Annotated in this window: 18 protein-coding genes; 15 read left to right on the top strand and 3 right to left on the bottom strand. The window is 68.0% G+C overall.

Features of this window, described 5'->3' with window-relative positions; genetic code table 11:
* Nucleotides 1–6: 6 nt before the first annotated feature.
* The 15 genes from ACIOSR_RS00980 (at nt 7) to ACIOSR_RS00910 (ending at nt 18,278) form a co-directional block, all read left to right on the top strand.
* Complete coding sequence (locus ACIOSR_RS00980) at nt 7–276, top strand: HPr family phosphocarrier protein (RefSeq protein WP_043592801.1); 270 nt, start codon at nt 7–9, stop codon at nt 274–276.
* Between the two features lie 125 nt (nt 277–401).
* Entirely contained in the window at nt 402–2,093 is a 1,692-nt protein-coding gene (locus ACIOSR_RS00975; protein ID WP_402751633.1) for a DUF885 domain-containing protein, read from the top strand.
* Nucleotides 2,094–2,261: 168 nt separating this feature from the next.
* Nucleotides 2,262–3,710: a 30S ribosomal protein S1 gene (rpsA, locus tag ACIOSR_RS00970; protein ID WP_043592805.1), complete on the top strand. Its 1,449-nt coding sequence runs from the start codon at nt 2,262–2,264 to the stop codon at nt 3,708–3,710.
* A gap of 78 nt (nt 3,711–3,788) precedes the next feature.
* Nucleotides 3,789–4,439: a dephospho-CoA kinase gene (gene coaE, locus ACIOSR_RS00965; protein WP_056045251.1), complete on the top strand. Its 651-nt coding sequence runs from the start codon at nt 3,789–3,791 to the stop codon at nt 4,437–4,439.
* A 10-nt stretch (nt 4,440–4,449) separates the two neighbouring features.
* A complete protein-coding gene (gene uvrB / locus ACIOSR_RS00960) occupies nt 4,450–6,516 on the top strand; it encodes an excinuclease ABC subunit UvrB (RefSeq protein WP_402751632.1) in 2,067 nt (688 codons plus the stop codon).
* Nucleotides 6,506–7,420 (top strand): SDR family NAD(P)-dependent oxidoreductase, encoded by a 915-nt coding sequence (locus tag ACIOSR_RS00955; RefSeq protein ID WP_173150858.1) that lies wholly within the window; start codon nt 6,506–6,508, stop codon nt 7,418–7,420. The genes uvrB and ACIOSR_RS00955 overlap by 11 nt, the downstream gene beginning before the upstream one ends.
* 70 nt (nt 7,421–7,490) lie before the next feature.
* Entirely contained in the window at nt 7,491–10,442 is a 2,952-nt protein-coding gene (gene uvrA, locus ACIOSR_RS00950; RefSeq protein ID WP_402751631.1) for an excinuclease ABC subunit UvrA, read from the top strand.
* Nucleotides 10,439–12,361, top strand: a complete 1,923-nt coding sequence (gene uvrC, locus ACIOSR_RS00945) for an excinuclease ABC subunit UvrC (RefSeq protein ID WP_123570080.1) — start codon at nt 10,439–10,441, stop codon at nt 12,359–12,361. Before uvrA ends, uvrC begins: the two co-directional genes overlap by 4 nt.
* A 40-nt stretch (nt 12,362–12,401) precedes the next feature.
* Complete coding sequence (rapZ, locus tag ACIOSR_RS00940; protein WP_055972789.1) at nt 12,402–13,283, top strand: RNase adapter RapZ; 882 nt, start codon at nt 12,402–12,404, stop codon at nt 13,281–13,283.
* A 68-nt stretch (nt 13,284–13,351) separates the two neighbouring features.
* Nucleotides 13,352–14,332, top strand: a complete 981-nt coding sequence (gene whiA / locus ACIOSR_RS00935) for a DNA-binding protein WhiA (protein ID WP_159826586.1) — start codon at nt 13,352–13,354, stop codon at nt 14,330–14,332.
* 170 nt (nt 14,333–14,502) lie between these two features.
* A complete protein-coding gene (gap, locus tag ACIOSR_RS00930; protein WP_043595015.1) occupies nt 14,503–15,507 on the top strand; it encodes a type I glyceraldehyde-3-phosphate dehydrogenase in 1,005 nt (334 codons plus the stop codon).
* Nucleotides 15,508–15,570: 63 nt separating this feature from the next.
* Entirely contained in the window at nt 15,571–16,782 is a 1,212-nt protein-coding gene (locus ACIOSR_RS00925) for a phosphoglycerate kinase (RefSeq protein WP_402751630.1), read from the top strand.
* Nucleotides 16,776–17,564: a triose-phosphate isomerase gene (tpiA, locus tag ACIOSR_RS00920; RefSeq protein ID WP_056045237.1), complete on the top strand. Its 789-nt coding sequence runs from the start codon at nt 16,776–16,778 to the stop codon at nt 17,562–17,564. The genes ACIOSR_RS00925 and tpiA overlap by 7 nt, the downstream gene beginning before the upstream one ends.
* 106 nt (nt 17,565–17,670) lie before the next feature.
* Entirely contained in the window at nt 17,671–17,922 is a 252-nt protein-coding gene (secG, locus tag ACIOSR_RS00915) for a preprotein translocase subunit SecG (protein WP_043595012.1), read from the top strand.
* On the top strand, nt 17,922–18,278 hold the full coding sequence (locus ACIOSR_RS00910; RefSeq protein WP_043595011.1) for an RNA polymerase-binding protein RbpA: 357 nt from the start codon (nt 17,922–17,924) through the stop codon (nt 18,276–18,278). The genes secG and ACIOSR_RS00910 overlap by 1 nt, the downstream gene beginning before the upstream one ends.
* A gap of 111 nt (nt 18,279–18,389) precedes the next feature.
* On the opposite strand, the gene pgl is transcribed toward ACIOSR_RS00910, so the two are convergent.
* Genes pgl through zwf form a run of 3 tightly spaced genes read right to left on the bottom strand, consistent with a single transcriptional unit; the run spans nt 18,390 to nt 21,661 of the window.
* Nucleotides 18,390–19,160, bottom strand: coding sequence for a 6-phosphogluconolactonase (pgl, locus tag ACIOSR_RS00905; protein ID WP_056045234.1), 771 nt, complete (start codon nt 19,158–19,160; stop codon nt 18,390–18,392).
* Between the two features lie 15 nt (nt 19,161–19,175).
* Entirely contained in the window at nt 19,176–20,129 is a 954-nt protein-coding gene (locus ACIOSR_RS00900; RefSeq protein WP_056045231.1) for a glucose-6-phosphate dehydrogenase assembly protein OpcA, read from the bottom strand.
* Entirely contained in the window at nt 20,126–21,661 is a 1,536-nt protein-coding gene (gene zwf, locus ACIOSR_RS00895) for a glucose-6-phosphate dehydrogenase (RefSeq protein ID WP_123570074.1), read from the bottom strand. Before zwf ends, ACIOSR_RS00900 begins: the two co-directional genes overlap by 4 nt.
* Nucleotides 21,662–21,729: the final 68 nt, after the last annotated feature.

Genomic DNA, 21,729 nt, shown 5'->3' with positions numbered 1-21,729 from the left:
GAAGACATGCCAGAACGTTCCGTCACCATCGCCTCGAGCGTCGGGCTGCACGCCCGCCCCGCCTCGTTGTTCAGCCAGGCCGCCGGCAAGACCGGCGCCAAGGTCACGCTGACCTCCGCGGCCGGCAAGAGCGTCAACGCCGCCAGCATCCTCGGCGTGCTCTCGCTGGGCATCGGCCACGGTGAAGAGGTCGTCGTCGCGACCGAGGGCGACAACGCCGAGGCCGCCCTCGATGAACTCGTCGCGCTCCTGGCGACCGACCTCGACAAAGAGTAGGCACCGACACCAGAACGGGACGCCCGCCGACGAGAGTCGGCGGGCGTCCCGTTCGTCGTGGGAGCCGAGGAGGCGCGGTGCGGGGCCCCCTGCACCGCGCCTCCTGCGTCACTAGGCTCGTCGGCATGACCGATGCCGCGACGACGCCGACCCCTCGCACGCCCACCCCCGTCGACGGGGTCGCCGAACGCTGGGTGGACACCCTCTGCGAGCTCGACCCCACGACCGCGACCTGGATCGGCCGTGAGGGCCGGACGGGCGAGTACGGCGACTACTCGCCCGACGGTCATGCCCGACGCGTCGAGGCCGTCCGGGCCACGCTGGCCGAACTGCGGGCCACCACCCCCGTCGACGACGTCGACCGGGTCACCCGGGACGACCTGACGAGCGAGCTCGAACTCGAGCTGCTCTACGCCGAACAGCGCCTCGAGTTGCGCGACCTCAACGTGATCGCGTCACCGGCCCAGGGCATCCGCGACGTGTTCGACCTCATGCCCACCGCCTCCGAGGGCGACTGGGTCGACGTCGCGACCCGCCTCGGCCGGGTACGGACCGCCGTCGACCAGTACGTCGAGACGTTGCGCGGGGGCATCGCCGGGGGAGTCACCCCCGCCCGGCGCCAGGTCGAGAAGGTGGCCGAGCAGTGTGCCCGCATCGGTGCCGACGACGGCTTCTTCGCCGAGTTCGTGCGGGGCGCCCGGCTCGGTGACGGCACCGAACCCGGAACGGCGCTCGGCCGGGACCTCACCTCGGGCGCCTCGTCGGCGGCGGAGGCCTACGTCGACCTCCGACGCTTCCTGCTCGACGAGTTGCTCCCCGCGGCGACCGCCGACGACGCCGTCGGGCGCGACGCCTACGCCCTGCACTCGCGACGGTTCCTCGGAGCGACGGTCGACCTCGACGAGACCTACGAGTGGGGGATCGACGAGCTCGCCCGGATGACGGCCGAACAAGAAGAGGTCGCCCGGCGGATCGAACCCGGGGCGTCGGTCTCCCGGGCCATCGAGCTGCTCGATGCCGACCCCGCACGCCAGCTCGACGGCACCGACGCCCTCCGCGCCTGGATGCAGGAGCTCAGCGACCGCGCGGTCGCCGAGCTGGGCCGGGACCAGTTCGACATCCCCGAACCGGTCCGCCGGCTCGAGTGCCGCATCGCACCGACCAAGGACGGTGGCATCTACTACACGAGCCCCAGCGACGACTTCTCGCGTCCCGGCCGCATGTGGTGGTCCGTGCCCGAGGGGGTCACCCGTTTCGGCACGTGGCGTGAGACGACGACGGTCTTCCACGAGGGGGTCCCCGGTCACCACCTCCAACTCGGTCAGGCCGTCCACAACCGGGCCACGCTCAACACGTGGCGTCGCCAGCTGGCCGGCACCTCGGGGCACGCCGAGGGCTGGGCCCTGTACGCGGAACGGCTGATGGACGAGCTCGGTTGGCTCGGCGACCCGGGCGATCGGCTCGGCATGCTCGACGGTCAGCGCATGCGTGCCGCGCGTGTCGTGCTCGACATCGGGGTCCACCTCGGCAAGCCGTTCCCCGGCGGTGGCGGGCGGTGGGACGCGACGAACGCCTTCGCCTTCATGTCGGACAACGTCAACATGGACACCGAGTTCGTGCGCTTCGAGGTCGACCGGTACCTCGGCTGGCCGGGGCAGGCGCCGTCGTACAAGGTCGGTCAGCGCATCTGGGAAGACCTCCGCGCCGAACGCGCGCGTCGAGACGGCGCCGCCTTCGACGTCAAGGCCTTCCACCGGGACGCCCTGCAGCTGGGCGGGGTCGGGCTCGACACGCTCCGGCGGGCACTGCTCGCGTGAGTCGCCGCGACCCACGACACGCCGTTGCCCACACCTGCGGCGCCGCGCTAAGATGACCGAGCGCTATCTGCGTCGACATTTCCGCACGCCGCGTTCGACACACCCTCCCGGACACCGTTCGAGGGACGAGCACGGCCCGATTCATGCCCGTACTGGAGCACTAACTACATGACAACCGTAACGACCAAGGCACCCAAGCAGGTCGCCATCAACGACATCGGATCCGCTGATGACTTCCTGGCCGCGGTCGAGAAGACCCTGAAGTTCTTCAACGACGGCGACCTCATCGAGGGCACCGTCGTGAAGATCGACCGCGACGAGGTCCTCCTCGACGTCGGCTACAAGACCGAGGGCGTCATCCCCTCGCGCGAACTCTCGATCAAGCACGACGTCGACCCCACCGAGGTCGTCGAGGTCGGCGACACGGTCGAGGCCCTCGTCCTCCAGAAGGAAGACAAAGAAGGCCGTCTGATCCTGTCCAAGAAGCGCGCTCAGTACGAGCGTGCCTGGGGCGACGTGGAGAAGATCAAGGACGCCGACGGCGTCGTCACCGGTACGGTCATCGAGGTCGTCAAGGGTGGCCTCATCGTCGACATCGGCCTCCGTGGCTTCCTCCCCGCATCGCTCATCGAGCTGCGCCGCGTCCGCGACCTCACGCCCTACCTGGGCCAGGAGATCGAGGCCAAGATCCTCGAGCTCGACAAGAACCGCAACAACGTGGTCCTGTCGCGCCGCGCCCTGCTCGAGCAGACGCAGTCGGAGAGCCGCACGACCTTCCTCAACAACCTCCACAAGGGCCAGGTCCGCAAGGGCGTCGTCTCGTCGATCGTCAACTTCGGTGCGTTCGTCGACCTGGGCGGCGTGGACGGCCTCGTGCACGTCTCGGAGCTCAGCTGGAAGCACATCGAGCACGCCAGCGAGGTCGTCGAGGTGGGCCAGGAGGTCACCGTCGAGATCCTCGAGGTCGACCTCGACCGTGAGCGCGTGTCGCTCTCGCTCAAGGCCACCCAGGAAGACCCGTGGCAGGTGTTCGCCCGCACGCACGCGATCGGTCAGGTCGCTCCGGGCAAGGTCACCAAGCTCGTCCCCTTCGGTGCGTTCGTCCGCGTGGCCGACGGCATCGAGGGTCTCGTGCACATCTCCGAGCTGTCGGCGAAGCACGTCGAGCTGGCCGAGCAGGTCGTCGCCGTCGGCGACGAGGTGTTCGTCAAGGTCATCGACATCGACCTCGACCGCCGTCGCATCTCGCTGAGCCTCAAGCAGGCCAACGAGGGCGTCGACCCCGAGGGCACCGAGTTCGACCCGGCGCTCTACGGCATGCTCACCGAGTACGACGACCAGGGCAACTACAAGTACCCCGAGGGCTTCGACCCCGAGACGAACGAGTGGCGCGAGGGCTTCGACTCGCAGCGCGAGAAGTGGGAGCAGGACTACGCTGCCGCCCAGGCGCGCTGGGAAGCCCACAAGAAGCAGGTCGCTGCCTCGCTCGTCGAAGAGACGACGTTCGACGCTCCCACGGGTTCGTCGTTCTCGGCCGAGTCCGCCTCGGGCGCCGGCACCCTCGCCGACGACGAGTCGCTCGCCGCTCTGCGCGAGAAGCTGTCGAACAACAACTGAGTCCCTCCGGTCTCGACCAGAAGGCGGTTCCCCCTCGGGGGAGCCGCCTTCCGGCGTTTCCGGCGTAGTCTCGACGTCGTGTTCGTCTGTGGATTGACCGGTGGCATCGCTGCCGGCAAGTCGGTCGTGGCCCGTCGACTCGCAGAACGGGGCGCGGCGCACATCGACGCCGACGCCCTCGCCCGCGAGGTGGTCGAGCCAGGATCCGCCGGACTCGAGGCCGTCGTCGCGCGCTTCGGGTCCGACGTCCTGCAGCCCGACGGTTCCCTCGACCGAGCCGCCCTGGGGGCGATCGTCTTCGCCGATGCCGCTGCACGCCGCGACCTCGAGGGGATCACCCATCCGGCCGTGCACGAGCTCTCGGTCCGGCGCATGTCCGACGCCGTCGCGGACGACGCGGGTCGCGTCGTCGTCTACGACGTGCCGTTGCTCGTCGAGTCGCGGGGGACCGACGGCTTCGACGTGGTCGTCGTCGTGCACGCCCCGCGCGAGGTCCGCCTGAGGCGACTCGTCGAGCTCCGCGGGATGGACGACGAGGAGGCGCGGCGTCGCGTGGACGCGCAGGCGGACGACCGGACGCGGCTCGCCGTGGCGGACCTCGTCGTCGACTCCTCCGGTTCGCTCGAGAGCACGCTGGAACAGGCGGACGACCTCTACGACCGCCTGCGTTCGCTGTCAGCGGCGAAGCAGGCGGCCTCCCACGACACGAGTGTCGGTGGTCCCTCCTAAGCTGGAATCCATGGAACCGACCCGCAGTGTGCGCCCGTTCGAAGTCATCAGCGAATTCGAACCCAGTGGCGACCAGCCGGCCGCCATCGCCGAACTGGCGGGGCGCATCAACGCCGGCGAGACCGACGTCGTCCTGCTCGGCGCCACCGGAACGGGCAAGTCGGCGACCACCGCCTGGCTCGTCGAGCAGGTACAACGGCCCACGCTCGTGCTCGCCCACAACAAGACGCTCGCGGCCCAGTTGGCGAACGAGTTCCGGTCGCTCTTCCCGAACAACGCCGTCGAGTACTTCGTCTCGTACTACGACTACTACCAGCCCGAGGCCTACGTCCCGCAGACCGACACCTTCATCGAGAAGGACAGCTCGGTGAACGCCGAGGTCGAGCGGTTGCGGCACTCGACGACGAACTCGCTGCTGAGCCGACGCGACGTCATCGTCGTCTCGACGGTCTCCTGCATCTACGGTCTCGGTACCCCCGAGGGCTACATGGAGGCCATGATCGCTCTCCAGGTCGGCATGCGGATCGATCGCGAGACGCTCATCCGGCGGTTCGTCTCGATGCAGTACCAGCGCAACGACATCGACTTCTCCCGTGGCAACTTCCGCGTGCGAGGAGACACGATCGAGATCATCCCGATGTACGAAGAACTGGCCATCCGCATCGAGATGTTCGGCGACGAGGTGGAGGCGCTGTACGCCCTCCATCCGCTCACGGGCGACGTCGTCAAGACGATGGACGCCGTCTCGGTCTTCCCCGGTTCGCACTACGTCGCGGGCACAGATGTCATGCACCGCGCCATCGGCACCATCAAGGACGAACTCGCCACCCGCCTCGACGAGCTCGACAAGCAGGGAAAGCTCCTCGAGTCCCAGCGCCTGCGCATGCGCACGACCTTCGACCTCGAGATGATGGAACAGATCGGCTTCTGCAACGGCATCGAGAACTACTCCGCGCACATCGACGGTCGGTCGCCCGGCGAGGCACCCCACTGCTTGCTCGACTACTTCCCGGACGACCTGCTCGTGGTGATCGACGAGTCGCACGTCACCGTGCCCCAGATCGGCGCCATGTACGAAGGCGACGCCTCGCGCAAACGCACCCTCGTCGACCACGGCTTCCGGCTTCCCAGCGCCCTCGACAACAGACCCCTCAAGTTCGAGGAGTTCCTCGACCGGGTCGGCCAGAAGGTCTACCTCTCGGCGACGCCCGGCAAGTACGAGCTGGGCATCACCGACAGCGTGGTCGAGCAGATCATCCGACCCACCGGCCTCATCGATCCCGAGATCGTGGTCAAGCCGTCCGCAGGCCAGATCGACGACCTGCTCGAAGAGATCCGCACACGGGTCGAGGTCGACGAACGCGTCCTGGTCACCACCCTGACCAAGAAGATGGCCGAAGAACTCACCGACTTCCTCACCGAGGCCGGAGTGCGTGTCCGGTACCTGCACTCCGACGTCGACACGCTCCGGCGGGTCGAACTGCTCACCGAACTGCGGCAGGGCGTCTACGACGTGCTCGTCGGCATCAACCTGCTCCGTGAGGGCCTCGACCTCCCCGAGGTGTCGCTCGTCGCGATCCTCGACGCCGACAAAGAGGGCTTCCTCCGTTCGTCCACGTCACTGATCCAGACCATCGGCCGTGCGGCGCGAAACGTCTCGGGTCAGGTCCACATGTACGCCGACGTGATGACCGACTCGATGAAGCAGGCTCTCGAAGAGACCGATCGTCGTCGAGAGAAGCAGGTCGCCTACAACCTCGAGCGAGGCATCGACCCCCAACCGCTCCGCAAGAAGATCGCCGACATCACCGAGGTCCTGGCCCGAGAAGGTGCCGACACCGCACGTCTCCTCGCGGATCGCCAGGGTGGCAAGCGCGCCCCCACGCCGAACCTCCGCCGCGAGGGCAAGGCCGCCAGCGCCGCGAACGGCCTCGAAGCGATCATCGCCGACCTCAACGAGCAGATGCTGCAGGCCTCGGCCGAGCTCAAGTTCGAGTTGGCCGGTCGGCTCCGCGACGAGGTCGCCGACCTGAAGAAAGACCTGCGACAGATGGAGGCGGCCGGTCATGCCCGGTGATCGTCGACGCGTCGTCGTCACGGGTGCGACCGCGGGGCTCGGCTACTACTCCGCCGAGCGGCTCGTCGCGGCCGGTCACCAGGTCGTCCTTGCGGCCCGCGACGCCGAGAGGGCCGTGCGGGCCGCCGATCTCCTCCGCAGCCGCGTGCCCGGGGCGGACGTCGACACGGTCGCCCTCGACCTGGCCGACCTCGCGTCGGTCCGCACGGGTGCATCCGCCATCGCCGCGGGCGGACCGGTCGACGGCCTCCTGGCCAACGCCGGCGTCGTCGGCTCCCGTCGGCGTCAGACGACGACCGACGGGTTCGAGCTCCAGTTCGGCACCAATCATCTCGGCCACTTCGCCCTGGTCTCGCACCTCATGCCGGCCCTCGAGTCGGCAGGGCGGGCTCGAGTCGTGCACCTCGGAAGCATCAGCCATCGGTGGGTGCGACTCGACCTGGACGATCCCATGATGGTCTCGAGCTACTCCGGCGCGGTCGCCTACGCACGCTCCAAGCTCGCGGTCATGACCTTCGGCTTCGACCTCGACCGTCGCCTCCGGGCCGCCGGATCCTCGGTCTCCAGCGTCGTCGCCCACCCCGGGTTCTCGTGGGACTCGCTCAGCGACCCGCGCCCGCCCGTCGTCGAGCCCCGCCGCCCTCCCGCCGTCCTCACCTCGATGATGCACGTCTTCTCCCAGGGCAAGGAGGTCGGAGCAGAGCCTCTCGTCCACGCCCTCGTGGGCGAAGACGTCCACGGCGGGGAATACTGGGGTCCGGCCGGATGGTTCCAGTTGACCGGCGCTCCGGCCCGCGTGCCCGCGAAACGTCACAGCCGTGACGAGTCGGTGGCATCGCGTCTGTGGCAGGTGTCCGCCGGCCTGACGGGCGTCCAACCGACCGTCTCGTCCCCGGCCCCCTGACCCCGCGCCGCCGGCTGCACCTCCCGCGGGCCCGCCCGCCACGACGACGAGTGTCGTCCACATCGACAGAATGGTAAGAGTGTCCATCTCACCTGTAGAAGGTTCCTCCACGCTGAGCGTCCGGGGTGCCCGAGTGCACAACCTGAACAACGTCGACCTCGAGATCCCACGTGACTCGTTGGTCGTCTTCACCGGGTTGTCCGGCTCGGGCAAATCGTCCCTGGCGTTCGACACGATCTTCGCCGAGGGGCAACGTCGGTACGTCGAGTCCCTGTCGGCCTACGCGCGGCAGTTCCTGGGTCAGGTCGACCGTCCCGACGTCGATTTCATCGAGGGCCTGAGCCCGGCCGTCTCCATCGACCAGAAGTCCACGAACCGCAACCCGCGGTCCACGGTCGGCACGATCACCGAGATCTACGACTACATGCGCCTCCTCTGGGCACGCATCGGCGTTCCGCACTGCGCCGTCTGCGGCGAGAAGATCAGCAAGCAGAGCGTGCAGCAGATCGCCGACCAGCTCATGACCCTCGAGTCGGGCATCCGGTACCAGGTGCTGAGCCCCGTGGTCTCGCAGAAGAAGGGCGAGTTCGTCGACCTGTTCGCCGAGCTCGCGTCCACGGGGTACTCCCGGGCCATCGTCGATGGTGAGCAGATCCAGCTCAGTTCGCCGCCCAAGCTGAAGAAGCAGATCAAGCACGACATCTCGGTCGTGGTCGATCGCCTCGTCGCCTCCGACCAGGCGCTGACCCGTCTGACCGACTCGCTCGAAACCGCCCTGCGCCTGACGGACGGCCTGGTCACGATCGACTTCGTCGACACCGACGAGGGCGCGGCCGGCAAGTACCGGACGTTCTCCGAGAAGCTCTCGTGCCCGAACAACCACCCGGTCCAGCTCACCGAGATCGAACCCCGCACGTTCTCGTTCAACGCCCCCTTCGGCGCCTGCCCCGAGTGCTCCGGTCTCGGCACGAAGATGTCGGTCGATTCCGACCTGCTGCTCGGCGACCCCGAGCTCAGCCTCGCCGACGGCGTCATCCTCCCCTGGACCCAATCCGGCAAGGGGCTGTACAACTACTTCCAGAAGCTCCTCGAGGGCTTGGCCGGCGATCTGGGCTTCAGCCTCAAGACGCCCTGGCACGAGCTGCCCGAGAAGGTCCGACAGGCCGTCCTGCAGGGCAACGACTTCGAGGTCACCGTGAAGTGGCGAAACCGCTTCGGCCGAGAGATGACCTACTCGACGGGCTTCGAGGGCGTCATGCCCTACATCGAGCGCAAGTACGCCGAGGCCGAGACCGACACGCAACGCCAGCGCTACGCGTCCTACCTCCGCGAGATCCCGTGCGTCGTCTGCAAGGGCAAGCGGCTCAAGCCCGAGGTCCTCGCCGTCCTGGTCGACGGGCACGACATCGCGAGCGTGTCCGAACTCAGCCTCGCCGACGCGTTCGGGTTCATGAACAGCCTCACCCTCACGACCCGCGAGGCGCGCATCGCGGCCCAGGTGCTGCGTGAGATCCGGGTCCGACTCGAGTTCTTGCTCGAAGTGGGTCTCACGTACCTCTCCCTGGCCCGCGCCGCGGGGTCCCTCTCCGGTGGAGAAGCCCAGCGCATCCGCCTCGCGACCCAGATCGGGTCGGGTCTCACCGGAGTCCTCTACGTCCTCGACGAGCCGAGCATCGGCCTCCACCAGCGTGACAACCGCCGTCTCATCGACACGCTGGTCAAACTCAAGAACCTCGGCAACACGTTGATCGTCGTCGAACACGATGAAGACACCATCAAGACGGCCGACTGGGTCGTCGACATCGGCCCGGGTGCCGGCGTCAACGGCGGCACGGTCGTTCACTCGGGCAGTTACGAGGACCTCGTCGCCAACACCGACTCGTACACCGGCGACTACCTCGCCGGGCGGCGCTCCATCGAGACCCCGACCAGCCGTCGCCCCGTCGACAAGAAGCGCATGATCTCGGTCGTGGGCGCCAAGGCCAACAACCTGCGCGACGTCACCGTCGACTTCCCGTTGGGCACCTTCGTCGCGGTGACGGGCGTCAGCGGCTCGGGCAAATCCTCGCTCGTCAACGACATCCTGTACAAGGTCCTGGCCAACCAGCTCAACGGAGCCCGTCAGATCCCCGGCAAGCACACGAGGGTCACGGGCCTCGACGCCCTCGACAAGGTCGTCCACGTCGACCAGGCGCCGATCGGTCGCACCCCGCGCTCGAACCCGGCGACCTACACGGGTGTCTTCGATCGCATCCGCACCCTCTTCGCCGAGACGACCGACGCGAAGGCCCGCGGCTACCTGCCGGGCCGGTTCAGCTTCAACGTCAAGGGCGGCCGCTGCGAGAACTGCGCAGGTGACGGCACGATCAAGATCGAGATGAACTTCCTTCCCGACGTCTACGTCGCCTGCGAGGTGTGCGGCGGTGCGCGGTACAACCGCGACACCCTGGCGGTGCGGTACAAGGGCAAGAACATCTCCGAGGTCCTCGAGATGCCGATCAACGAGGCCGCCGAGTTCTTCGCCCCCATCTCGGCGATCTCCCGGTTCATGTCGACGCTGGTCGACGTCGGCCTGGGCTACGTGCGACTCGGCCAGAGCGCCACCACGCTGAGCGGGGGCGAAGCCCAGCGCGTGAAGCTCGCGACCGAGCTGCAGAAGCGTTCCAACGGGCGCAGCGTCTACGTGCTCGACGAACCGACGACCGGCCTGCACTTCGAGGACGTCCGCAAGCTCCTCCTCGTGCTGAACGGTCTGGTCGAGAAGGGCAACACCGTCATCACGATCGAGCACAACCTCGACGTCATCAAGTCCGCCGACTGGCTGATCGACATGGGCCCTGAAGGAGGCGCGGGTGGCGGCACCGTCATCGCCACCGGAACCCCCGAGCACCTCGCGACCGTGCCCGAGAGCCACACGGGCGTCTTCCTGAGGGAGATCCTCGAGTCGGGTCACACCGTGCCCCGGGTGCAGAAGAAGAAGGCCACGTCGACGCGACGCCGGGAGGCCGTCGAAGCACGATGAGCAACACCGTCTCCTGGCGTCCGAAAGCGGGCGAGATCCCCACCGACCCCGGCGTCTACCGCTGGCGTGACGAGCGGGGGAGGGTGCTGTACGTCGGCAAGGCCAAGAACCTCCGGGCCCGGCTGAGCAACTACTTCGCACCGCTTCCGTCGCTGCACGAACGCACCCGACGAATGGTCCTCACCGCTCGATCCGTCGAATGGACCGTGGTGGGCAGCGACATCGAGGCCCTACAGCTCGAGTACACGTGGATCAAAGAGTTCGACCCGCCCTTCAACGTCAAGTTCCGCGACGACAAGACCTATCCGTTCATGGCCGTCACCCTGGCCGACGAGGCACCTCGGGTGATGGTCACGCGCAACCCGCGCATCAAGGGGGCCAAGTACTTCGGGCCGTACCCGAAGATCTGGGCCGTCCACGACACCATCGACCTGATGATCAAGGTCTTCCCGATCAGGACCTGTTCCGACAGCAGCTACAAGAAGGCCATGCAGACGGGCAAGCCCTGCTTCCCGGGGCAGATCGGTCGTTGTGGGGGGCCGTGTTCGCACAAGGTGTCGATCGACGAGCACCGGGCGATCGTCGACGAGTTCGTCAAGTTCATGGGCAGCTACGACAAGAGGGTGATCGCCGACCTGCAGCGCTCCATGAAGACGGCCGCCGTCGAGCAGCGCTTCGAGGACGCGGCCACGTACCGCGACCAGGTCCAGGCCCTCGAGGCCGTGCTCGACAAGTCGGCGGTCGTCCTCCGCGACAACGTCGATCTCGACCTCTACGCCCTCGCCGAGGACGAGCTGGCGGCCGCCGTCCAGCTCTTCACGGTGAGGGGCGGTCGCATCCGTGGTTCCCGCGGCTGGGTCGTCGACAAAGAGATCGACATCTCGACCGGCGACCTCGTCGAGCAGGTCCTGCAGGGCATCTACACCGCCGGCGCCGAGCTTCCCCGCGAGATCGTCGTGACCGAGACGCCGGACGACAACGATGCCCTCGAGAGCGTGCTCAGCACCCTCCGCGGTCGGGGACGGGTCCAGATCCACACGGCACAGCGCGGCGAGAAGGCAAACCTGATGCAGACGGCGACCCTCAACGCGCAGCAGTCGCTCATGCTCTACAAGACCCGTCGCAGCGCCGACTTCGCCACCCGGTCGACCGCCCTGGCCGACATCCAGGAGGCCCTCGGCATGAGCGACGCGCCCTTGCGCATGGAGTGCTACGACGTGTCCCACCTCTCGGGCACGAACATCGTCGCCTCGATGGTGGTCTTCGAGGACGGCCTGCCGCGGAAGGACCAGTACCGGCGTTTCAACATCCCCCGGTCGACCGACGACACCGAGTCGATCTACCAGACGCTCAGCCGCCGTCTCTCTCGCCTCGACGACGAACTCGCGCCCGTCGAGGAGGTGGGAGAGCAACGCAAACGGTTCGCCTACCGCCCCAACCTCCTCATCGTCGACGGCGGACAGCCCCAGGTGGCGGCGGCCCGACGAGCACTCGACGACGCCGGCGTCACGGACATCGCGCTCTGCGGGATCGCGAAACGGCTCGAGGAGATCTGGCTGCCCGACGACGACTTCCCGGTCATCCTCCCTCGCAACAGCGACGCGCTTTTCCTCATCCAACGCATCCGCGACGAAGCACACCGGTTCGCGATCACACACCAGCGGCAGCGTCGCAAGCGCGACATCTCGACGCAGCTCGCGGAGATCCCGGGGTTGGGGCCCTCCCGGGTGGCCGTGCTCCTGAAGCACTTCGGCTCGGTCAAGCGGTTGAAGGATGCCGAGGCAGCGGACATCTCGGCCATCCGCGGCATCGGCCCGACGCTCGCCGCCGCAGTCGTCGAGCGGCTGCGCGGGGCCGAGGACGTGGCGGCCGACGACGTGGCGGCCGACGACGTCGTGCCCCCCACGAGCCCCGCCTAGACTCGATGCACCGCACGCCGACCCGGAGGACACCACCGACATGAGCGACGTCAGCGAACAGCAAGAGGTCCTGATCGTGACGGGGATGTCCGGCGCCGGGCGGTCGACCGTCGGCAACGCCCTCGAGGACCTCGACTGGTACGTGGTCGACAACCTGCCGGCGCAGATGTTGCGACCGCTGCTCGACCTGGCCGAACGTGCGGGGGACTCGCTCCCCAAGATCGCTGCCGTGGTCGACGTCCGCGGGGGACGCCTCTTCAGTGAGGCCCAAGAGGCCGTGCGCACCTTGCGGGCGAGCATGCCCAGCAAGGTGCGGGTGCTGTTCCTCGACGCGACCGACGCGGCGCTGGTCCGACGTTTCGAGCAGGTCCGGCGGCCGCACCCGTTGCAGGGTGACGGCACGTTGCTCGACGGCATCCTCGCCGAGCGTGCGCGCATGGAAGAGCTCCGCGAGACCAGCGACGTGATCATCGACACGTCGGAACTCAACATCCATCAGCTGGCCACGACGATCTCCGAGAAGTTCGCCGAGTCCGACCGCGCCGGGGTCCAGGTGACCGTCCTCAGTTTCGGGTTCAAGTACGGCCTGCCCACCGACGCCGACATGGTGGGCGACGCGAGGTTCCTCCCCAACCCGTTCTGGGTGCCCGCGCTCCGGCAGCAGTCCGGGCTCGACGAGCCGGTCACGACGTACGTCATGCAGCAGGACGGGGCCCGGGAGTTCGTCGACGCCTTCGCCGCTTCGCTCGTCCCCGTCTTGTCGGGCTATCAGCGTGAGAACAAGAGACACGCTACGATCGCCATTGGCTGCACCGGGGGCAAACATCGATCGGTCACCCTCGTGGGTGAACTGGCGGCGCGTCTGCGTGGACTCCCCGGCGTGGCCGTCAGCGTGAAACACCGCGACCTCGGCCGAGAATGACCCACCGAGGCGCTTCAGCACGCCCGTGTACCGACGACACCTCGACCTGACGAAAAGGAACAACCGGAGTGGCCCAGACTGCCGACGTCAAAGAAGAACTCGCCCGCGTCGAGGTGAGCAGGACGACGATCCGGGCCGCTGAGCTCGCCACCGTCCTCCGTTTCGCCGGGGGACTGCACCTCATCTCCGGTCGGATCGCCGTCGAGGCGGAGCTCGATTCCGCGCTGATCGCCCGGCGGGTCCGGAAGGACCTGGCCGAGCTGTACGGAGCCAGGAGCGACGTCGCGATGACGGCTCCTTCCGGCTCACGCCGCACCCCCGGGTTCCTCGTCCGGGTCCACGAGGCCGGTGAGACGCTGGCCCGTCAGACCGGGCTCATGGACGCCCGCCGACGACCCGTCCGTGGCCTGCCGAACCGGCTCACGACCGGCTCGCGCGACGATCTCGCCGCCATCTGGCGAGGGGCGTTCCTCGCGCAGGGCTCGTTGACCGATCCCGGTCGGTCCGCCTCGCTCGAGGTCGTGTGCCCCGGCAACGAGACCGCCATGGCGCTCGTCGGGGCCGCTGGCCGACTGGGCGTCGCGGCGAAGGCCCGAGAGGTCCGCGGCGTGCACCGGGTCATCATCCGCGACGGCGAGGCCATCGGCACCATGCTCAAGGTGATGGGCGCCGAGAAGAGCGTCACCGACTGGGAAGAGATGCGCCAGCGCCGCGAGGTGCGCGCGACGGCGAACCGACTCGTCAACTTCGACGACGCCAACCTGCGACGGTCGGCCCAGGCCGCCGTGGCCGCGTGCGCCCGCGTCGACCGGGCGATGGAACTGCTCGGCGACGACATCCCCGAGCACCTCAAGTACGCGGGCGAGCTGCGACTGGCCCATCGCGACGCCAGCTTGGACGAACTCGGCCACCACGCCGACCCCCCGATGACCAAGGACGCCGTCGCGGGTCGGATCCGTCGCCTGCTCGCCATGGCCGACAAGAAGGCCGGCGACCTGGGGTTGCCGGGTACGGACGCCAACCTGCCGCACGACCTCGACCTCGACTGAGGGGCGGCGGAGGGTCTTCACGACGTCACCGGAGGACGAATTCCGGAGGGCTGCTGCTACTGTCGTAAGCGGTGTCCGACCCGAGGTCATCGAGAGTTCGGGCGTCGCCACGGGCCTGGTCGCCCACACCCTCCACGCGTCCCCACGACGCCTGATCATCAGGAGTTTCATTGACCGTCAAGATCGGCATCAACGGCTTCGGTCGCATCGGCCGTAACTACTTCCGCGCGGCGCTCGCCAAGGGAACCGACATCGAGATCGTCGCCGTCAACGACCTGACCGACAACGCCGCCCTCGCGCACCTCCTCAAGTTCGACTCGATCACGGGACGTCTCGACGCGACCGTCGAACTGGACGGCGACTCGATCGTCGTCGACGGCAAGCCGATCAAGGTCCTCGCCGAGCGCGACCCCGCCAACCTGCCCTGGGGCGAGCTGGGCGTCGACATCGTCGTCGAGTCGACCGGTTTCTTCACGAAGGCCGAGGACGCACGCAAGCACATCACCGCCGGCGCGAAGAAGGTCCTCATCTCGGCTCCGGCCACGGGTGACGACGCCACCATCGTGCTGGGTGTGAACGAGGGCATCTACGACCCCGCCAACCACCACATCATCTCGAACGCGTCCTGCACGACGAACAGCCTGGCCCCCCTGATGAAGGTGTTCCTGGACAACTTCGGCGTCGAGCGCGGTCTCATGACGACGGTCCACGCGTACACGGCCGACCAGAACCTGCAGGACGGTCCGCACAAGGACCCCCGCCGTGCCCGTGCCGCCGCGCTCAACATCGTCCCGACGTCGACCGGTGCCGCCAAGGCCATCGGCCTCGTGATCCCCGAGCTCGCCGGCAAGCTCGACGGTTACGCCCTGCGCGTGCCCGTGCCCACCGGCTCGATCACCGACGTGACCCTCGAGACCAGCACGCCGGTGACGGTCGAGCAGATCAACGCCGCCTACAAGGCCGCCGCCGAGGGTGAACTCAAGGGCATCCTGGCCTACTCCGAAGACCCTCTGGTGTCGACCGACATCACGACCGACCCGCACTCGTCGATCTACGACTCGGGCCTGACCAAGGTCATCGGCAACCTCGTCAAGATCACCTCGTGGTACGACAACGAGTGGGGCTACTCGAACCGTCTCGTCGACCTGACGAAGTACGTGGCCGACCGCCTCTAGTCCGACCTCGGTGCCCCGGCTCTCACGGGCCGGGGCACCGTCCTCCGAACCCGAAACGAACCCATGAGCCTGCGTACCCTCGATTCCCTCGGTCCCCTGTCGGGCAGACGCGTCATCGTCAGATGCGACCTCAACGTCCCTCTGAAGGACGGCGAGATCACCGATGACGGCCGCATCCGTGCCTCCCTCGAGACCCTCGACCTGCTGATCAACCAGGGGGCCAGGGTCGTGGTCATATCTCACCTCGGCCGCCCCGACGGCGAGGCGAAGCCCGAGTACAGCCTTCGACCGGTCGCCCAACGCCTCAGCGAACTCCTCGGGAAGAGCGTCGGCTTCGCCGCGCACACCGTGGGTGACGAGACCGCCGCAGCGGTGGCCGACCTCACCGACGGCCAGATCGTCGTCCTCGAGAACCTCCGCTTCAACGCTGCCGAGACGTCGAAGGACGAGTCCGAGCGTCGGGAGTTCGCCGCACGCCTGGCCGAGCTCGGTGATGTCTTCGTCTCCGACGGCTTCGGGGTCGTGCACCGCAAGCAGGCGAGTGTGTACGAGTTGCCCGCGCTCCTCCCGAGTGCGGCCGGGACGCTCATCTCGCGCGAACTCGAGGTCCTCGACAAGCTGACCGAGAACCCAACGCGCCCCTACAGCGTCGTCCTCGGCGGCTCGAAGGTCTCCGACAAGCTCGGCGTCATCGAGCACCTCCTTCCCCGGGTCGACAACCTGCTCATCGGTGGAGGGATGCTCTTCACGTTCCTCGCCGCCCAGGGACTCCCCGTCGGCAAGAGCCTGCTCGAGAAGGACCAGCTCGACCGGGTCCGCGGCTACGTCGAAGAGGCCGCGCGCCGCGGCGTCAACCTCGTGCTCCCCGTCGACGTGGTGGTCGCCTCGTCCTTCAGCGCGGACGCCGAGCACACGGTGGTCGCCTCGGACGGCATCGAATCCTCTGCTCTGGGCTCCGAGGCCCTGGGCCTGGACATCGGCCCCGAGACGGCCGCGCGCTTCGCGGAGACCGTCCAGACGTCGTCCACGGTCTTCTGGAACGGTCCGATGGGAGTCTTCGAGTTCCCCGCCTTCGCACACGGCACCCAGAAGGTCGCCGACGCGTTGACCCGGGTCTCCGGTCTCGGCGTCGTGGGCGGCGGCGACTCGGCCGCGGCCGTTCGTGCCCTGGGGTTCTCCGACGACCAGTTCGGCCACATCTCCACCGGCGGTGGAGCCAGCCTCGAGTTCCTCGAGGGCAAACGACTCCCCGGACTGGAGGTCCTCGGATGGTGACCACACGTACGCCCCTCATCGCCGGCAACTGGAAGATGAACCTCGATCACCTGCAGGCGATCGCGTTCGTCCAGAAGCTCGCATGGTCCCTCAAGGACGCCAAGCACGACTTCGACGCGGTCGAGACCGCGGTGTTCCCGCCGTTCACCGACCTCCGGAGCGTGCAGACGCTGCTCGACGCCGACAAGCTCGAGTTGGCCCTCGGAGCCCAAGACCTGTCCGCTCACGACTCGGGTGCCTACACGGGCGAGATCTCGGGGCAATTCCTCGCCAAGCTCGACGTGCGCTACGTCCTGGTCGGGCACTCGGAGCGTCGGACGCTCCATGCCGAGGACGACGAGGTCGTGGCGACGAAGGTCGCCGCCGCGCATCGCTCGGGCCTCGTCCCCGTCGTCTGCGTCGGTGAGACGGCCGACGATCTCGAGCAGCACGGCCCCAGCGCGGTGCCGGTCGCCCAGCTCCGTGCGGCGCTCGCCCAGGTGCCGGCCTCCGCCGAGATCGTCGTCGCCTACGAGCCCGTCTGGGCCATCGGCTCCGGACAGGCCGCCACGGCCGAGCAGGCCGAGCAGGTCTGCGCGGCCCTGCGGGCGGCCCTTGTCGAGATCGTCGGTCCGGACGCCGCCGCCACCACCCGCGTCCTCTACGGCGGCTCGGTCAAGTCCACGAACATCGCATCGTTCATGCGAGAGCCCAACGTCGACGGAGCCCTCGTCGGTGGGGCGAGCCTCGACGTGTCCGAGTTCGCCAACATCGTCCGCTTCCAGGCGCACGTCGGCGTCTGACGGGCCGGGTGCGTCGCCCGTCGGCGCCCCTCCGACTCGGCCTGCCAGGGCGACGGCCTCTCGCGGTTATACTGTTCAGCGGTCTCACCGCATCGAAAGGTCCTACGTGGAAATTCTCCAGGTCATCCTGCAGGTGTTGCTCGGCATCACGAGCCTCCTGTTGACCCTCCTCATCCTGCTCCACCGCGGCCGTGGTGGCGGTCTCTCCGACATGTTCGGCGGTGGCGTCACGAGCAACCTCGGGGCGTCCGGCGTCGCCGAGCGCAACCTCAACCGCATCACGGTCTTCCTGGGTCTCGTCTGGATCACCTGCATCGTGGTCCTGGGCCTCATCACCAAGTTCGCGGCGGTCAGCTGATGGCCTCGGGCGGTAGCGCAATCCGCGGCTCGCGCGTCGGCGCAGGCCCCATGGGTGAGCAAGATCGTGGCTTCCACGCCGAGCGGATCACCATCTCGTACTGGGATGCCCTCGGCAACGAGGTCGTTCGTCACTTCGCGGCCAACGTGCCCGACGAGGAGATCCCCGAGACCGTCGACTCACCCTCGAGTGGATTGCCGGCAGGGCGCGACAAGGCGAACCCACCGACGGTCGCGAAGCTCGAGCCGTACAAGACGCACCTCGCGTACGTCAAAGAGCGACGGACCGAAGAAGAAGCCGAGCAGTTGCTCGAAGAGGCTCTTCAGCAGCTGCGAGTCCGACGCGGCAAGGCCTGACCCAGCCGATCGCGCCTCCCGGTGTCTCCACACCGGACATGACGAAGGGCCCCGCAGCCGTGAGCTGCGGGGCCCTTCGTCATGCCGGCGTCGGGGCGCCCGCGGCGGGACTCAGTAGGTGGAGGCGATCAGGTTCTCGGGGACCTCAGCCGCCGCGTCCTGGTCGACGAAGAAGACCGTCCGCTTGCGCCCCTTGACCCCTGCCACCGGCACCTGGTCCGCGCCGGCACCCGCCAGGGCGAGCCCCAACGACGAAGCCTTCTCGGCTCCGGCGAGGATCATCCAGACGCGCTGAGAGTTGTTGATGACCGGCAGGCTCAACGTGAGGCGCACGGGCGGAGGCTTAGGGGAGTCGTCGATCGTGAGCACGGTCGGCTCGAGCTGACGGATCTGTGCCTTGTCGGGGAACAACGAGGCGACGTGACCGTCGGGACCGACGCCGAGGAGCGTGATGTCGAAGCGGGGGGCCGCGTCGTCGGCCTGTGCGTGCTGCAGCAACTCGTTCCGGTAAGCGTCGGCGGCCGCCTCGACGTCGTCGAAGTCGCCGACCGCACCGAATCGGTGGACGTTCTCGGGCAGCAACCCGATGTGGTCGAGCAGGTCGATGCCGGCCTGGGTGTCGTTTCGGTCTGCGTCCCCTGCGGGGACCCACCGCTCGTCGGCCCACCAGATCGAGACCTTCGACCAGTCGACGCTGTCACGAGCCGGCGACGCGTTGATGGCCGCCAGCACGAGCGTGCTCACCGAGCCGCCGCTGACGACGACCGACGCGTAGTTCTGCTCTTCGAGCACGTCGATGATCTTGGTGATGAAGCGGGCGGCCACGGAGGCACCCAGCGATTCTTTGTCGGGGTGGACCAGCACCCGGCGTTCGTTCGTCACGGTTCTCTATCTGCTCTAGTTGCTCTGGACGGGTTCGCTCAGTTGGCCGACCCCGTGTCTCACGACGTTCCCGAACAGGTCGTCGGGGTCGAGTCTACGGAGTTCCTCGGCCAGGCAGTCGCGCAGCGAGCGGCGTGGCAGCGCGAGGTCGTGCGTGGGTTGACCCGGTTGGGTGAGCGTCGCCACGTCGTCCAGGGAGCGTTCGAGGACGATGGACCCGGAGGCGCGGACCAGTTGGACACCGTGGATGCCGCTCGATCCCGTCGCCCGGGTCGTCAGCTCACCGTCGACGGGTACCTGGAGCTGCAGACGCAACCAGGCGGCCAGGAGCAACGTCGACGGAGAATCGGGTGCGCCGGAGACACCGACCTCGGTGACCGATTCGTAAGGCGGTTGGTCGAGCACGGCAGCCAGTTGCGCCCGCCAGAGGGTGAGCCGGGTCCAGGCGAAGTCGGTGTCGCCGGGAGCGTAGCTCCGGGCGAGGTCGATGATCGACTGGCGTGGGTTGGACTGGCTCGCCGCATCCGTGATCCGCCGTTGCGCGATGCGCCCGAGGGGAGACTCGGAGACGACGGCGGGAGCGGTCTTCGGCCACCAGGCGACGACGGGAGCGTCGGGCAGCAGGAGCCCGGTCACGAGCCCCTCCTCGTCGCTCGCGGTCTCTCCGTAGGCCCGGAGCAGGATGACCTCGCTGGCACCGGCGTCGCCGCCGACCCGGATCTGCGCGTCCAGTCGCCCGTCGACCTCGTCGAGATCGAGGTCGGTCGACGTGGAGACGACGATGACCCTCATGGGGTGCTCTCGCGAGGCGTCGTTCGCGGCCTCGATGGCTTCCTCCTCGTCACCGAGACGGGTGGAGATGATCAGGGTGAGGACTCTGCCCAGCGCGACCGCGCCTCCTTCTTCCCGGATCTTGACCAGCGTCTTCTGGACGCGGCTGATGGTGCTGTCGGGCAGGTCGACGATCACGGACGCCTCCAGGTACGGCCGTCACGGGCCATGAGTTCGTCGGCAGAGGCGGGTCCCCACGTGCCGGGTCGGTACTGTTCGGGCTGACCCTGAGTCGCCCAGAACTCCTCGATCGGGTCGAGGATCTTCCAGGAGAGCTCGACCTCCTCGTGCCGGGGGAACAGGGGCGGGTCGCCCAGGAGGACGTCGAGGATGAGACGCTCGTAGGCCTCAGGGCTCGCCTCGGTGAAGGCGTGCCCGTATCCGAAGTCCATCGTGACGTCACGGACCTGCGTGCCGATCCCGGGCACCTTGGACCCGAAGCGCAGGGTCACTCCCTCGTCGGGCTGGACCCGGATCACGAGGGCGTTCTGCCCCAGCGACGTCTGCGTGCCGAAGATGTTCTCGGGCACCTGCTTGAAGACGACGGCGATCTCGGTCACGCGACGGCCGAGACGCTTTCCGGCCCGGAGGTAGAAGGGGACTCCCGCCCACCGCCGGGTCGCGATCTCGAGCTTGATGGCGGCGAACGTCTCCGTCGTGCTCTCGGGATTCATGCCCTCTTCGTCCAGGAAGCCGAGCACCTTCTCTCCGCCCTGCCACCCCCCGGCGTACTGACCCCGCGCCGTTCCCGCGGCGAGGTCGGCGGGGAGGCGGACGGCCGAGAGGATCTTCTCCTTCTCGGCCCTGAGGTCGCGGGCGGCGAAGGTGACCGGCTCTTCCATCGCCGTCAGGGCGAGGAGCTGGAGGAGGTGGTTCTGGATGACGTCACGAGCGGCGCCGATGCCGTCGTAGTAACCGGCGCGGCCGCCGACGCCGATGTCCTCGGCCATGGTGATCTGCACGTGGTCGACGTAGTTGGAGTTCCAGAGGGGTTCGTACATCTGGTTGGCGAACCGCAGCGTGAGGAGGTTCTGCACCGTCTCTTTGCCGAGGTAGTGGTCGATTCGGAACACGCTGTCGGGCTCGAAGACGGTCTCGACGACGGCGTTGAGCTCGCGGGCCGTCGTGAGGTCGCTGCCGAAGGGCTTCTCGATGACGACGCGTCTCCACGCACCGTCCTTCTCCTCGGCGAGGCCCGAGTTGCGCAGCTGCTCGGTGACCATGGGGAACGCCTTGGGCGGGATCGAGAGGTAGAAGGCGTGGTTGCCCATCGTCCCGCGCTCACGGTCGAGCTCTTCGATGGTGTCCTTGAGTCGAGCGAACGCGTCGGCGTCGTCGAAGACCCCCTGGACGAAACGGAAGCCTTCTTTGAGTTGACGCCAGACGTCTTCGTCGAACGGCGTGCGAGCGTGCTCCTTGACGGCCTGGTACACGACCTGTTCGAAGTCCTGGCCCTCGAATTCACGACGGGCGAAGCCGACGAGCGCGAACCCGGGGGGCAACAGGCCACGGTTGGCCAGGTCGTACACGGCGGGCATGAGCTTCTTGCGGGAGAGATCACCCGTCACACCGAAGATGATGAGACCGCTGGGCCCCGCGATGCGGTTGAGACGTCGGTCGGAGGGCAACCGGAGCGGGTTGGACTCCGGCGTGATCGGCACCGGTGACATGATGTTCCGTTCTGTGGTTCGAAGGTGTTCCGGTCGGGACGGGCGGAGACGGCCGGGAACCGCGGTGG

This window comes from Frigoribacterium sp. NPDC087798, from assembly GCF_044742985.1.
GTDB lineage: Bacteria > Actinomycetota > Actinomycetes > Actinomycetales > Microbacteriaceae > Frigoribacterium.
This window is presented reverse-complemented; position numbering and strand designations above follow the sequence as displayed.

Bases quoted from the DNA above. Each gene is read 5' to 3' on its own strand.
- ACIOSR_RS00980 (WP_043592801.1), top strand. From the start codon at position 7: ATGCCAGAACGTTCCGTCACCATCGCCTCGAGCGTCGGGCTGCACGCC.
- ACIOSR_RS00975 (WP_402751633.1), top strand. From the start codon at position 402: ATGACCGATGCCGCGACGACGCCGACCCCTCGCACGCCCACCCCCGTC.
- rpsA (WP_043592805.1), top strand. From the start codon at position 2,262: ATGACAACCGTAACGACCAAGGCACCCAAGCAGGTCGCCATCAACGAC.
- uvrB (WP_402751632.1), top strand. From the start codon at position 4,450: ATGGAACCGACCCGCAGTGTGCGCCCGTTCGAAGTCATCAGCGAATTC.
- ACIOSR_RS00955 (WP_173150858.1), top strand. From the start codon at position 6,506: ATGCCCGGTGATCGTCGACGCGTCGTCGTCACGGGTGCGACCGCGGGG.
- uvrA (WP_402751631.1), top strand. From the start codon at position 7,491: ATGGTAAGAGTGTCCATCTCACCTGTAGAAGGTTCCTCCACGCTGAGC.
- uvrC (WP_123570080.1), top strand. From the start codon at position 10,439: ATGAGCAACACCGTCTCCTGGCGTCCGAAAGCGGGCGAGATCCCCACC.
- rapZ (WP_055972789.1), top strand. From the start codon at position 12,402: ATGAGCGACGTCAGCGAACAGCAAGAGGTCCTGATCGTGACGGGGATG.
- ACIOSR_RS00925 (WP_402751630.1), top strand. From the start codon at position 15,571: ATGAGCCTGCGTACCCTCGATTCCCTCGGTCCCCTGTCGGGCAGACGC.
- tpiA (WP_056045237.1), top strand. From the start codon at position 16,776: ATGGTGACCACACGTACGCCCCTCATCGCCGGCAACTGGAAGATGAAC.
- ACIOSR_RS00910 (WP_043595011.1), top strand. From the start codon at position 17,922: ATGGCCTCGGGCGGTAGCGCAATCCGCGGCTCGCGCGTCGGCGCAGGC.
- zwf (WP_123570074.1), bottom strand. From the start codon at position 21,661: ATGTCACCGGTGCCGATCACGCCGGAGTCCAACCCGCTCCGGTTGCCC.